The sequence below is a fragment of the Comamonas sp. 4034 genome, assembly GCF_050434545.1.
In the GTDB taxonomy this organism is placed as follows: Bacteria; Pseudomonadota; Gammaproteobacteria; order Burkholderiales; family Burkholderiaceae_C; genus Comamonas; species Comamonas odontotermitis.
The window spans coordinates 34,820-47,825 of the sequence record NZ_JBNDIT010000018.1 but is presented as its reverse complement, the minus strand read 5'-3'; the positions used below and the strand labels follow the sequence as shown (position 1 = coordinate 47,825).

11 protein-coding genes and 1 pseudogene are annotated in these 13,006 nt (G+C 54.8%); all 12 read right to left on the bottom strand.

Features of this window, described 5'->3' with window-relative positions:
* Positions 1-33: 33 nt before the first annotated feature.
* The 12 genes and pseudogenes from tssK to ABIE32_RS17455 all read right to left on the bottom strand — a co-directional run bounded on the left by tssK (position 34) and on the right by ABIE32_RS17455 (position 13,006).
* On the bottom strand, positions 34-1,362 hold the full coding sequence (gene tssK, locus ABIE32_RS17510) for a type VI secretion system baseplate subunit TssK (RefSeq protein ID WP_429018004.1): 1,329 nt from the start codon (positions 1,360-1,362) through the stop codon (positions 34-36).
* Between the two features lie 21 nt (positions 1,363-1,383).
* On the bottom strand, positions 1,384-1,953 hold the full coding sequence (gene tssJ / locus ABIE32_RS17505) for a type VI secretion system lipoprotein TssJ (RefSeq protein ID WP_429018002.1): 570 nt from the start codon (positions 1,951-1,953) through the stop codon (positions 1,384-1,386).
* Between the two features lie 545 nt (positions 1,954-2,498).
* Complete coding sequence (locus ABIE32_RS17500) at positions 2,499-2,936, bottom strand: hypothetical protein (protein WP_429018000.1); 438 nt, start codon at positions 2,934-2,936, stop codon at positions 2,499-2,501.
* 12 nt (positions 2,937-2,948) lie between these two features.
* Positions 2,949-3,716, bottom strand: coding sequence for a M35 family metallo-endopeptidase (locus ABIE32_RS17495; RefSeq protein WP_429017998.1), 768 nt, complete (start codon positions 3,714-3,716; stop codon positions 2,949-2,951).
* Positions 3,717-3,802: 86 nt separating this feature from the next.
* The gene (locus tag ABIE32_RS17490) at positions 3,803-4,168 is read right to left on the bottom strand and encodes an RHS domain-containing protein (RefSeq protein ID WP_429017996.1); all 366 of its coding nucleotides are present in this window, start codon (positions 4,166-4,168) and stop codon (positions 3,803-3,805) included.
* Between the two features lie 456 nt (positions 4,169-4,624).
* Positions 4,625-4,957 carry a hypothetical protein gene (locus tag ABIE32_RS17485; protein ID WP_429017994.1) on the bottom strand — a complete coding sequence of 111 codons (333 nt, stop codon included), beginning with the start codon at positions 4,955-4,957 and terminating at the stop codon, positions 4,625-4,627.
* Positions 4,958-4,969: 12 nt separating this feature from the next.
* Positions 4,970-5,344 (bottom strand): hypothetical protein, encoded by a 375-nt coding sequence (locus tag ABIE32_RS17480; RefSeq protein WP_429017993.1) that lies wholly within the window; start codon positions 5,342-5,344, stop codon positions 4,970-4,972.
* A pseudogene (locus ABIE32_RS17475) lies at positions 5,321-5,506 on the bottom strand (RHS repeat-associated core domain-containing protein); the annotation flags it as partial. The pseudogene ABIE32_RS17475 and the gene ABIE32_RS17480, both read right to left, overlap by 24 nt.
* A 163-nt stretch (positions 5,507-5,669) precedes the next feature.
* A complete protein-coding gene (locus ABIE32_RS17470) occupies positions 5,670-6,617 on the bottom strand; it encodes an IS481 family transposase (RefSeq protein ID WP_429017991.1) in 948 nt (315 codons plus the stop codon).
* 241 nt (positions 6,618-6,858) lie between these two features.
* Complete coding sequence (locus ABIE32_RS17465) at positions 6,859-7,500, bottom strand: hypothetical protein (RefSeq protein ID WP_429017989.1); 642 nt, start codon at positions 7,498-7,500, stop codon at positions 6,859-6,861.
* An 8-nt stretch (positions 7,501-7,508) separates the two neighbouring features.
* The gene (locus ABIE32_RS17460; RefSeq protein ID WP_429017988.1) at positions 7,509-12,566 is read right to left on the bottom strand and encodes an RHS repeat-associated core domain-containing protein; all 5,058 of its coding nucleotides are present in this window, start codon (positions 12,564-12,566) and stop codon (positions 7,509-7,511) included.
* Entirely contained in the window at positions 12,566-13,006 is a 441-nt protein-coding gene (locus tag ABIE32_RS17455) for a DcrB-related protein (protein ID WP_429017986.1), read from the bottom strand. The genes ABIE32_RS17460 and ABIE32_RS17455 overlap by 1 nt, the downstream gene beginning before the upstream one ends.

Here is a 13,006-nt window from a genome sequence, read left to right as displayed (position 1 = left end):
CCGCTTCGCCGCGACGGCCTTCTTGGAGGACGATCAAGGCTTGATGGCCCAAAACTCCATACGCAACCCCGGAAAATCACCCGCCACATGCATGGCTACGCCGCCTGAGCGCTCCAACTGCTCCCAGAGCTCATTGGTGGTATCGAGCTGGAAATAGTTGTAATTTGCGTGGTATGGAAGCTCCCGCGGCGCGATGGGCATGGGATTGATGCGTACCCCTGGCAAATGCAGATTGACCAGATCGCGAATCTTTTCCACCGGGCCGATCTTGACCTGTGTAGGAAAGCGTGCGCGCACCACATCCGTTGGCAGTTCTGCAAACACAGCCAGAACAAAATTCGCCTGCCTGACCAACCCAAGGTCTGGAATCACCCCGACCCGCACCCCATACTGGCGCTCGTGCAGTTCGATCGGAATGGCGTTCTGCTCCAGCACCATCGACAACGAACGGCGGATGTCGTTCACAACCGTTGTAAACGGTGGGCTTGGTTCGTCATGGTTGTAGACCGGATACGCAATCGGCCTGCGATCATCCCGCGTGAAAGTGGACAACTCTCCGGCCAGCTCCAGCAGATGACCGTAGACCCGCTCGGGGTGCAGGATCTTGTGATCGCGCAAATGGGTGATCCTGGGCTGCCAGCGATTGATGATGTTCAGCATCATGAAATCGCCCACTTCGGCAATGCCGCCCCGCCCGGGTTGCAGCACCCGCATGGCCAGTGCCTCTCCCCGCTGCTGCAGCAGGCCTGCGATGTCGTCCACCATGGCGTGCAGCAGCCGGCTCTGACCATAGGTGATGGACGGCTGGATGAAGCGCTCGTCCAGCACCACGGTGCCGTCGTTCCGCCGCTCCAGCACATGCACGACGCCCAGGCGCAGCCAGTTGTCCGAGATATCGGACTCGGAAATCAGCCGCGCACGCATATGCGCCACCTGTGCAAGTGCTGGCTCGCCCGCACCTTCGTTGGAGTCGGCCAGTTCCGCATCTTCGGCCACATAGCGGGCCAATGCCTCATCACCCTCAAAGCTCAGCTCGGTGGCGAGCGGACGGCGCATAGGCAAGGCCAGATAAATACGTTCGTCCTTGCAGGCCTTGTCGATCTCCAAGGGCTCCACCATGGAATCCTGCCCGGGAAAACTGAAAGGCGTTCCGTCGGGAAACACTCCCACAGCCTTCAGCAAGGCCAGCTTGCCCAGCGCCAAGGCTTCGACATCCAGGACCAGCTCCCGGAATCCCCAGAAATAAGGCTCGGCAGCCAATGCCCTGGCATGCGAGAAAAACTCCAGATACCGCTCTTGCTGCTGGAAATGCTGGGGGCGCAAAAACATGCCCTCCGACCACACGACCTTGCGCGTAAACATCTTGTGATCCCCTCGACCTTGTTAAAACGGCAACCGTATGCCACCAGGCAGGCTGGGCATGCTTGGCATGCCGCCACCCGTTGGCACCGGTACCTCGGTAACGTTGGAGCTCACCGAGACCTTGTTGGGCCCCACATAAACTTTCACGTAGGACGATTCGAACGACGGATTGAACACCGAAAAGCGCCCCATCTCCTTGGGCGCCGGCAACGGTGCAATTCCGCGCCAAACCGCCGTATCCAGATCGCGATAGGCCACGAACACACCGAGTACACGCTCATCCACGGAAGCCTTTCCAAGCACCACCTTCGCCTCACCGGGCTGCAGGATGAAGCTCTCCTTGGACACCAACTCGGACGCCAGGATCTGGTCGTCCTTCTCATACATGCTGAAGAAATCGCTGCCGTTGAAAGCCGTGACGCCCTTCAAACGGTAAATCTTTACCTGCACCGGCGTTGGTTTGCCATTGCGGTCGGGGTTAAGCTTGTCATCGGCAGTGATCACCACCGTATAGGGCGCAGGCATGACGGGGCCCTGGCCTGCGCAGCCAACCAACACAACACTCGCCAGAATCGCAATCAGACTTTTCATAGCAGACACTTCTATGGATGAAGTTTTACCAATAGACAATCATTATTCTGCCAGAGCAATGTGCCATCGGGGCGCTATCTGCATGAATACAGGGGTTTGTTGTCAGAATTCAACCGCGTCGGGTTGTACGCTCACGATGAGTGCCCGGGATGAACGAAGCACACGGAAAGCTCCGCGGCTTGAGCCCATCGATGCCATTGGTGTGTGCCAGATGCACAGGCGACTTCCCTGCCCTGAGAACGTGTTTACGATCTCCTTGCGCCACAACAGCGGCTTTGCGGGGCGCCCCTAGCCGGGCGCCCCTGGCCGGGTGCCCCAAAATCCACTGTCCCCCTACGGGTTGGAGTGAAATCGGGCGATTTCTGTGCAAGGCCCGCAGAAACGAAAAGGATGCACGATGCCTGCTATCAGCCATCCTGACCGTATTGGCCCCGAAAACGCCGCGTATCGGCATCGACTGCGCGCTTCTTCGGCGAATCATCCCATTGCACAAGAGCTCTGGAGCCCCCGCCTTGCCCCAACCATCCACCTGCGGGCAAGGCCTTCTATCGAATCTCTGCGTTGCTGCCCCGGCAGCATGTTCCAGACTTCAAACAAGCAGGCTGAACGCTGACATCGAGGGAATTCAGGTACCGAGTATCCGGAAACGCCTCGCTGCGAAGTTCGACCTCGTAGCTGATGGGGGCCTTGCCGGTATTCAGTCCCTCCAGAATTCTGGAAACATTTTGGAGCCGTGCATCAGCAATTTGTTTTTGAGGCTTGACAGCGGGTGCTACAACAATCAGCGATTCAATACCGAGACCGTCGCGCCACTGGACGAACCACTCCGCCAGAACACGCGCATTCTGTGCGCCCAACTCTGCGCGCCCATGGTCCAGTTGAATGGTCAGCTGACGATCACCGAGACTGCAAGCCTGTGCATTCAGCGGCGCTCCCAAAACAAGTCCCATGAACAACCCTGGTAGCACGGTCAGCAAACGCATCGTCGATTCCTGCTACTTGATGGTGATTCCCAAGACATAGGCCGCCAGCGAGTCGGCATTGACTTTGGCTGCTTCCGTCTTGTCGGAAATGGACTTCGCATTGCGGATACCGTAGTAGGCATCGTTCGAGCTGGCCACATCGTTGAAATGCGTAACCTCATGGAGCAGGATCGATAGCTGCGAGTCTCTCGGCAGAAACTCCTTGGTGCCATGGATGCGATTGAATGCATCTCTCTTGAAGAACTTGGCCGCCAAAAGAATCCGGTGTCCCTTGGTGTCGACCGGGCAAGCAGCAGCATCTGCATTCTGATCAACCTGGGGGGAACAGCCTACCGATTGTGCGCTTTCACTGTTGTGGGGCAAGAAGCTCTTGGGGCTGAGGCCACGTAGCACGCGCAGGATGGAGGCCATGATGGGGATCAGGTGCGCCTTGATTGCATCGTCCGAGGCACCAAACCAGTACTGGGTCAACTTCCTGGCCTCGGCATCCCAGCGCGCCAGACTGGCCTGCCGCACCTCTGCCAGCGCAATTGCTTCCTTGACCAATCCCATGATGTGCTCGGCAAAACGCTCATCCGACAGGCTTTCGCTCACCAGATCAGGCATCTCTGGCGCGGCTTCCTGGGGCCACTCCTTGGTCCCGGACTTCTTGTTTGCCAGCTCAGGCGCATTCAGGTTGCTGCGGCTGAGCAAATGATCGTGCCACCCCAGCCCTGGCTCCTGGTGCCAGACCGGCGACCTTGCAGCATTGGAACTACCACCGCTGGAGAATTTTCTCATTGGCGCAATGCCATTCACAGGCCCTGGAACTTTGAAAAATGGCATGGCTTGTCACCTTCTTCCTCAACATGCAGATCTCGCTAGTCTCACCCAACAAATGCACCGCAAAACTGCGATAGATAAAATTCATAAAAGAACCTCGGCGTTGCGCATTGGCAGCTTGATCTTCTTCCTCTTTCAAATTTATTGCCTGTCTCATCTGTCAGCACTTTGGTTTCTCCGCTAGTTGCCCCAACGGCCCAGCTCAGGCATGTTGTCGCCCAGTCAGGCACCTGCCCTTGGGCATTGGTCAGCTCTTGCGGCATGCCTACCTGGTCGGTGTGGAAGTAGTAGACCTTGCATAGCTGGGCTCGGCCAGCGCTTGCCGCCAGCCCCTCTGTCCCTGTACGCGCCGCATTTCCCCAGTCCTGGATTTGCAGCGCTTGCGCCTTTTGCCGCGCCGTTTCGTTCAATGATGCCCAGTAGCGGCTTTCCGGCTGGGGGTTGTAGTCGCTTGCGTCCAGGCGCCGGCAAGGCACCCTATAAAGTCGTGACTGTAGCGGGTGTGGACTCGGCCCTAACTACGCAGTATTTCTTGGTGCAAGTCATCACGCTCGATGTCGCAGATAAGTTGGAGCATTGCCGCGCATCTGCAGCCGCAGTGTTCTGCTGGCTGTAGTTGATCTGATGCAGATGGCTTGAGCCATAGTAAATGGTTGCCAATATTTACTGAAAATCAATAGATTGCAATACCGATTGATTTTATTGCCACTTAAATACCACTAAAAGCAAAGACTGCAAACTTCGGTTTGTGTTTTTTGCTTTTTGGGTATTGACCTCTTGGCATCAGAGTAGTGCAGGATATTCCATTTACTGCAAGGCATCAATAAATAGTGCCCCCTACAGCAATGATCACGCCCTGCGTGATACTACTCAATAGAATTCTTTTCTTTGATATTATTTAATCCATTTTTCAATATAGATACATTTTCAAGATTTCCATCTTTATCCCTTGCTTTCTGCCAATTAGGTATGATTTTATTAAACATTTCATCACCAACATCTGTTAAATGCGACCTCATAAGCGATAACTCCATATTAACTTCTCCGTTTTTCAAAAATGGATCAATCAAAATTAAATTATTATCTTTTAAAAATTGAAAAATAACCCTTCTCTTATCGAGAACCTGTTTTCTCCAGGTCAAATTTTTAGAGGATTGATAGATTTCATTAACGGGTGGACAAACGAGATAATCTTGCATATATATCCTATATTAGTTAACCCTAGCAACTCTAGAACTGCCTCCAACCGGTATCAATTTTTTTGTTTTGGGATCTCTTACGTAGACACCTCCAGCAGCCCTAATTCTGCCTTCTTTATCTAGCTGGGATTGCTTGTCAGCGGTGCGACTTGTCACTTCTACGGCAGTTCCTTTTCCATTCTTATCTGTAATGACGAAATCAACCCTTCGCGCCTCCCCCGTCTTTGGGTCTCGCACAATCTTACCATTTGCATCTCGCAAATATCTCTCTCTTAATACATTGGATTCACCGAATTTTCCGTCTAGTTTTTCACCAACTCGTTTTTCTCGCGCTGTTCCTGCTTCTTTGTTGGGAATACAAGCCCACCCCCAAGGATCAATCCACATCAGCGGATTAGGCGAATAACTCCCTAAATTGATCCCACCAGCCAACCCAATCGGATCAGGGCAGATGAACCGCCCTACATCCGGGTCATAGTACCGGAATGTGTTGTAGTGCAGCCCGGTGTCGCGGTCAAGGTACTGGCCCTGGAAGCGCAGGTTTTGCTGATGATCGGCTTTGGCAGGGCTGTCGCCTTCATCGAGTTTGTGAACCGGGTTGCCTGCAAGTGTCTTGACCTCCCACTCTTCCGCAACCGTCGAGCCCCAGGTTTTAGCTGGCCTGCCAAATCACCTGCCCTTGGGCATTGGTCATGCTTTGCGGAATACCTAGCTAGTTGTGTACTGTTAGGAAGCTGTTTGCAGATTTGAGTCTGGCCATCGGGGCAATTCGACCAATGCCGCTGTGAGGCCTGTGCCAGTTGTAGTGATGCTGCCAGCTATGTAAGGCTTGTGTTCGCTCAGCTGAATTTTGGTATGTCCAACCATAGGCCCACTCGCGCAGCGCCGATTGGATGAAGCCCTCGGCCTTGCCGTTGGTCTGTGGCCGGTACGGCCTGGTGAACTTGTGCTGCACGCCCAAGGCCTTGCAGGCCGCAGCGAATTCTCTCGAACGGAATGCCGCGCCGTTGTCGGTCAGCAGGCGTTTGATGCTCACTCCAAGCCCCTCGTAGTACGCCATGGCGTTGCGCAGGAAGACGACGGCTTGCGGCGTTTTCTCGTCCGGATGCATAGCTGTAAAGGCAATGCGTGCGTGGTCGTCAATGGCCACGAACAGTATCTCCCATCCCGCACCATCGACCGAATCGCGCCGATTGCCTGTGACGCGGTGGCTGGGCCGAACGATGCGCCCGAGCTTCTTGGTATCGATGTGCAGCATGTCTCCAGGCGCATCGTGCTCGTATCGAACCACGGGCTCGGTGGGCTGCAGATCGCTGAGTCGAGACAGGCCCGCACGGGCCAATACCCGACTCACGGTGGGCGCCGAGACGCCTGCGTAGCTGGCAATGCGCGATTGCAGCATGCGGCGTTTGCGTAACTCAACAATGAGCAAGGCCTTGGACTCGCAGATGGCTTTGGGAGAGCAAATGAGCCTGGAGGAAGCATCGGCCAGGGCGGCTTCGCCGCCCGAGAGGTAGCGGCCCAGCCACTTGCGAGCGGTCTGTGCGGTGACGCCTTGAAGGGCTCCGGCCAGAGAGGCATCCAGGCCTTGCAAGGTCATCTGTTTGACCATCTCCAGTCGCCGGGCAAAGGTAAGTCGGGCATGCTTATGAGTGTTCATCCGGTTGACTATCCTGAGTGGGTTGGGTGTTTGGCGACTTCCAGTCTCTCAAATCCAACCCGGCTGAACACCAGATACAACCTATTGAAGCTTCACACCTAGTCGGTTAAAAAGCAGTAGAGCCAATTTGATCGCTATTATTGCCAACCACTCTACATCTCTGTAGTCCTCAATGTGCAAGGTTTACATCTTCTGCCTAATTATTCTAAAAATAAAAATCGCTCAATCTTAATTATATTTATTACTTCATTAGCCCCAATTTTACCAACTCATTAAAAATAGAATTCACTTTATCCATCTCACCCGGCCTAGGTTGAAATTTATCCTTCAACAGCTTGACTTTTTCATAGGCAAAATTAATCTTACTCAAATCATTATTCTTAATTGCATATCCAATCATAAAAAGAACAAACTGCATATATGGCTGAGATGGCCATTTCCAATGAAAAGAGCTCATATTTTTCTTTACCACATTAGATTCATCAGAATATGGTTCATAAAAGGTAGATTCAGCCTCTTTAATTTTATCCCTAAAAAAATCAACCAACAACTTCACATCAGATTCTGTTGTTAACTTAAAAGAACTAAAATCAATATTCCTGGAAACAACTCCAATGATCAAAGGATTGTCTTGGGTAAAAATTGAATCGAGTTTGGTTTTTAAAATAGAACTATATTCGTTATAGGAAACATCCTGAGATGAATATATGGAATACTCTTCCCTGCCAGATAAATTAAAGCTCACCCCCCATGTGTTTGCGCCATTTTTTTTTCTTAACCCATAAATTTCTGGATTACCCAAATCTTTCTCCCACCCACTTTTCTTTAACTCATCGAAGAGTAAATCACCTATTTTTCTTTGAAAATCACCCCTTTTACTCATGGCAACTCCTATTTTCTTAATATCTTTCCTGTAGCAGGGTCAACAGTAACTTCAACTGTTCGCACAGGACCTGTTGAATCTCCCTTTTTTATTCCCGTAGATGGTTCTCCTGGTCGACCCTCTACACGTCGGCTACCCCATACTGTTCCCTCGCCAGAAGCAATTTCTTTATCTCGTGCGATTTGCTTCGGGTCTCTTGTTGCATTTCCTGTCTTGGTTTCAATCTGAATAATCTCACCTGTCTTACGGTCTCTAACGATAATATCCCCTTGCCTCCAATTCCCCTCTTTGGGGGTCCTTATTCTAACTTCTGTATTGATCAATTCATATCTTCTAGAGCGACTTAGTCGATCTGCCAATTTATCTCTACCTGCATCGCCTTGTATTTTATTATCGGTGCAATTTAATCCCAAAGGATCAATCCACCCTATCGGGTTGAATCCATAAGAACTTAAATTAATACCTCCCATTAACCCAATCGGATCAGGGCAGATGAACCGCCCTACATCCGGGTCATAGTACCGGAATGTGTTGTAGTGCAGCCCGGTGTCGCGGTCAAGGTACTGGCCCTGGAAGCGCAGGTTTTGCTGTTGATCGGCTTTGGCAGGGCTGTCGCCTTCATCGAGTTTGTGAACCGGGTTGCCTGCAAGTGTCTTGACCTCCCACTCTTCCGCAACCGTCGAGCCCCAGGTTTTGTAGCTGGCCTGCCAGATCACCTGCCCTTGGGCATTAGTCAGCTCTTGCGGCATGCCTACCTGGTCGGCGTGGAAGTAGTAGACCTTGCATAGCTGGGCTCGGCCAGTGCTTGCCGCCAGCCCCTCTGTCCCTGTACTCGCCGCATTTCCCCAGTCCTGGATTTGCAACGCTTGCGCCTTTTGCCGCGCTGTTTCGTTCAGCGATTCCCAGTAGCGGCTTTCCGCATCGTTGGCCGCAGATTTTGAATAGTTTTTGGCTCTTGCGCTTTCAGAGCTTGCACTAGGTGCTATTGTTTCTGATGCAGTGTTGTTACCTGCTCCCTCAACCCTGCCCTCTCCCGCAGGCGAGTGAGGGAGCAAGGCTGCATCGGCCTGGGTGCCCAGCCCCCCTTGGTCTGTTATCTCTCCGTCTGCATCCAGCCTTGCCAGTGGCACGTAGCTGCCAGGCTCGTACACATAGCTGATCGTGTTGCCGCCCCGCCTCTCTTCGATCAGCCGCATCCCCTCCCAGATGAAGGTGGTGGTGCCAAAGCTGTCATGTTTGGCGACTCTGCGGCCTATGGCGTCATAGTCAAACCGTGTGGTTTGTGTTGCCTGGTGTTCGGTGCCAGGGCGTCGGGTTGTGATGACTTCGATCAGGTGGTTTTCTTCATCCCACCTGAATTGCTGATCGGTGTGTCTGCCTGCGAGTTTGCGGATCAATCTGCCATGGCCATCGTAGAAGTAGCGCTTGTCTTCAAACACCCGCACCAGATTGTCACGCACGTAGCCGCGTTGTGACAGCGCCGTGCTGCTGCGCACCGCCTGCTGTGTAGCGGTATCCTGGATGTTGCCAGCCGGATCGTAGCCAAAGCTTTCATTGGCCGCCTGCGCAAATGGCTGGCGTACACCGGCCAGAGGGGCGTGCTGGGTGTGCAGGATGCGGCCCGTGGCGTCGTACTGGTGGCCGGTGTCGCCTTGCAGGCTGTGGCGGCTGGCTCGCAGCTCTCCTACCTTGTCGTACTGCCAGGCCTTGAGCAGCCCTTGCGGGCGTTGTACCTGGCTGGCGGGATCTTGCTGCAACGCGGCCAGCGCGCTGCGCCATTGGCCTGCTGCAGCATCGTGGGGCCCAAACGGCTGGCTGGGCGTGTCGGCCGCTTGTGTCCAGGCGCCGGCAAGGCGCCCTACAGGGTCGTGGCTGTAGCGGGTATGGGCGCGGCCCTGGCTGCGCAGTATTTCCTGGTGCAGGTCATCACGCTCGATATCGCAGATGAGTTGGTGTATGGATTGCGCGTCTGCCGCTGCCGTGTTTTGCTGGCTGTAGTTGACCTGGTGGAGGTGGCCCGAGCCATAGTAGAGGTAGTTGAGGGCTCGCTTGTACAGCGGCTGATGAGGCAACTGCGGCAGCACGGTCTGCGTGCGGTTGCCCAGAAGGTCGTGCTGGTGCCCAAGGGTGTGGCACTGGCCAGTGGTGTGGTCAATGCTCTCTTCCTGCACCACGTCGCCCATCAGGTTGTAGGCAATGCGTGTGGTGTGCAGGGGTTGGGTTTGCGGACTGCTGCCGGGGGAGATAGCGTCTGCGGGGCCGGTGTCGATGATTTTGAGTTTGACAGCCTCCACCAGTTGGTCAAGCAGGTCGTACTGATAGCGGTAGATGTATTCTGCAGTTCGCTTTTCTACCAGCCTGCCTACTTTGTCGCGCACCAGCTCGATGCGACGAGGCTGAGCGCCTGGCGCGGCAGCCTGGCCAGCATGGGTTGTCCCCCAACCGGGCACCTCGGGCGTCGCACCTGCGCCAGTGGTGCCAGTTGCGCTGCCGATGTCATCGCCCAGCCCTGGGTGGTAGGTGACAGCAATGGGCATGCCTGTCAGGTTGTATTCGATGTCCACCTTGACACCGCCAACGCGCGTTTCCTGTACCAAGCGATCGGCCTGGTCGTAGGCAAATTCAAAGGATTCACCGTTTTCGTTGACGAGCCTTTGCAGCCGCAGCGCGCTGTCGTAACCAAAGTTGACTTCTCGCTGCTCCTTGTCGATGGTGCGCAGCAACTGGCCGCGGCTGTTGAACGAGAAGCCGGTGACGCGGCTCAATGCGTCGGCAATGCTTTGCAGCATGCCGCTTTCGTCGTAACCATAGTTGGTGTTGGCGCCGTCTGCCGTGGTGGATGCCAGCAGGCGCCCTTGTGCATCGTGCACATAGCGCGTGACTGCGCCGCGCGCATCGGTGGCAGTGCTCAGGTTTCCCCAGCCGTCATAGGTGAAGCGCGTGGTTTTGTCGGAGCAATCGGTGTATGACGCAAGCTGGGCCCTGGGCGTCCAGGTCAGATACTTGACGCCGCCTTTGGCATCCACGATCTTGGTGGCCAGGCCTTTGTCGTCGTACACATACTGGGTAAGACTGCCATCGGGTGCTTTGATGCTGGTGAGATCGCCCGAATCGCTATAGGTGTAGAGGTAGGATTGGCCACTCGGGAGGCCTCGAAGCCAAGGCAGGCCCATGTCGTTCCAACCCGTGGCGGTAATCCGGCCAATGGGGTCGGTCACGCCGCTGACGTTGCCTTTGGCATCATAGCGTACCAGCGAGGTATTGCCACCGGGCTCTGTGTATTTGCTAACCAGCCAGCGGTCGTTGTATTCGAGCTTCCAGTGCTGCTGCTCTGGCCGGATGGCCTCCAATAATTCGTAGTGCGGATTCCAGGTGCACAGGTAGCGCCTGCCCAGGTGATCCACGACCTCGGTTCCCCCAAAGACGTCGTTGGGCCCAGGAGCCTGCGCGCCCCACTGGTCCTGGAGCAGTCGATAGGCAAAATGGTAGGTTTCACCATCGTTGGTCCAGTTCTTGACGACCCGGGGCCTGTCTTCAAACTGCTGCCATTCGTAGTAACTCTCCAGTCCCGAAGCATGCGCGTGCATGCTCATCAGCCGTTGGGTGTTGTAGGCAAAGCGCCGTGAGATTTTCTGGGTGCGGTCAATAACATGTTGCAGCTGACCGTGAGCATCGTAGCGGTACTGTACGAGCGGGCCCACATTCTCGCCAGGTGCTGCCTTGGTGATGGCAATGCTTTGGAGCTTGCCGCCGGGCTGGGGGGCATAGTTGAAACGCAGAACGCGCCCGGTACTATCCGTGCATTCCTCCAGCTTACCTGTGCCTGGTTGGCGGCGTAGCGATATGTAGTTGGCATGCCGGTCTTCGATGCGTTCCAGATCGTGAACCAGCGCATTTTTGGTTGAGTCGGCATGTGCCTGTTCTTCGAACAGGTAGTACATGCCATCGGCTGCGGACACAAAATACCGGTCGCCCTCTGTGCGGTACAGAGACAGTTGCTCTACCTCGTGGTACCACCCTTGTGCGCGCGGGAGATCAGGAAATTCGATTTCCCGTCCGCCATAGCTGATGAACTTGAGCGTACGCTCGCCATCTTGGGCCGTTTCGATCTTGAGCTGCAGGCACAAAGGGGAGCTCCAGCCTTGGCCGAGCAGCGGGTTGTCTCTTGTATCCGCACTGCTGTAGATGCGGTGCCAGTCAAGCGGCAGGGGACCTGGCAATGAAAAATCCACTTCAGGTTGCAAGACCTTGATGCCTGTCGCCAGATGCACCGGGTTGCCCATGACTTGCTCGACCTCGGTCAAGATACCGTTGACGGCAAAACCAACTGACGCACCAGCCTGAAAAAGGCACGGCAGGTTTTTGGCGAGCCGCGGTACTGCAGTCAAGCACTTCCAGGCCTTTCTGAGGTTATGCAACTGCCATAACACATTGGCAACCCGCAGGATCGTAGACACCTCGCTCGCAACATCGCGCACGCGGGCCTTGGGATCCCCTATGAATACATCCGGAGAGCCACTCTCGATACGCGCGCCGCATTCAACTTTGTCTCCAACCCGAGATGCCACGCAGGTGTTGACGAATACCGTCTCCGCTCCTTCGGCAATCAGTATCTGCGGGGTATGCTTGCTACAAATAACTTCGTCGATGGGAGCGTCGGGCGTTGCTCTTGCCGCGCCGGTGGATTCGCTGTTGATGAATACATCCAGCGAAGCCGTAATGATCTCTCCAGTGATCTCGTATTCTTCGGGGCATAGCTCGTCGACGAGCGGCTCCATGGCCTCAGCCCCTAACGACGCCCCATACACGCTGCCAGCCACTCGTGCCGCTACCACCACCAGACCCACGGCGACCACCGCGCCGGTACCCAGCGAGATCCCGGTCAAGAAAGTACCCAGGGCCACAGCACCCGTCACCAGTGCCGCTGCGGCAATTCCCCCCAGCATGCCGCCTATGGCTCCGCCGATACCGCCGACGACAAGTTTGGTAAGGTAACGCCAATTGGGGTTTTTCTGGTGCGCAATCGGATCGTGCAGCCGCGCTGCTGGGTGGCTGGCTACCGACATCAAGCACCCTCTCTAAGCCTGAAGCTATGAAGTATTTTTTGCCAATACTCTTCATCGGCTGCAGACGTCGCACCTCCCGTGCTGGCCGTGAAAATGAGCAAGTCATCGGATGCAGGCAGCTGCATTACCACCTGCTGCTGAAAAGTTGCCACCCCGCTTTGCTTGAATTGCAGTTTCAGCAAATAGCCCTGCATCTTCTTGGTGGATGAGGCTTGCATCGCCAAAGGCACCTGACCATTCGATTTGAAGCCACTCAAATAGGATTTCATCTTCTTGAGCTGCCGCTCAATGAACAGCTCCAGGCTCTCACCAGCTTCAAGCACATCCCTGGTCACCACGATGGAGATACCTACGCCATCTGCGGGCATCAACACATTGGTGGTGCGATCGATATGCGGTTTAGGCAGGTCAAGCGTGCCTTCTTGGATATGGAATTTCAT

Bases quoted from the DNA above. Each gene is read 5' to 3' on its own strand.
- ABIE32_RS17480 (WP_429017993.1), bottom strand. From the start codon at position 5,344: ATGTGGATTGATCCTTGGGGGTGGGCTTGTATTCCCAACAAAGAAGCA.
- ABIE32_RS17455 (WP_429017986.1), bottom strand. From the start codon at position 13,006: ATGAAATTCCATATCCAAGAAGGCACGCTTGACCTGCCTAAACCGCAT.
- ABIE32_RS17465 (WP_429017989.1), bottom strand. From the start codon at position 7,500: ATGAGTAAAAGGGGTGATTTTCAAAGAAAAATAGGTGATTTACTCTTC.
- ABIE32_RS17460 (WP_429017988.1), bottom strand. From the start codon at position 12,566: ATGTCGGTAGCCAGCCACCCAGCAGCGCGGCTGCACGATCCGATTGCG.
- tssK (WP_429018004.1), bottom strand. From the start codon at position 1,362: ATGTTTACGCGCAAGGTCGTGTGGTCGGAGGGCATGTTTTTGCGCCCC.
- ABIE32_RS17495 (WP_429017998.1), bottom strand. From the start codon at position 3,716: ATGAGAAAATTCTCCAGCGGTGGTAGTTCCAATGCTGCAAGGTCGCCG.
- ABIE32_RS17470 (WP_429017991.1), bottom strand. From the start codon at position 6,617: ATGAACACTCATAAGCATGCCCGACTTACCTTTGCCCGGCGACTGGAG.
- tssJ (WP_429018002.1), bottom strand. From the start codon at position 1,953: ATGAAAAGTCTGATTGCGATTCTGGCGAGTGTTGTGTTGGTTGGCTGC.
- ABIE32_RS17485 (WP_429017994.1), bottom strand. From the start codon at position 4,957: ATGCAAGATTATCTCGTTTGTCCACCCGTTAATGAAATCTATCAATCC.
- ABIE32_RS17500 (WP_429018000.1), bottom strand. From the start codon at position 2,936: ATGCGTTTGCTGACCGTGCTACCAGGGTTGTTCATGGGACTTGTTTTG.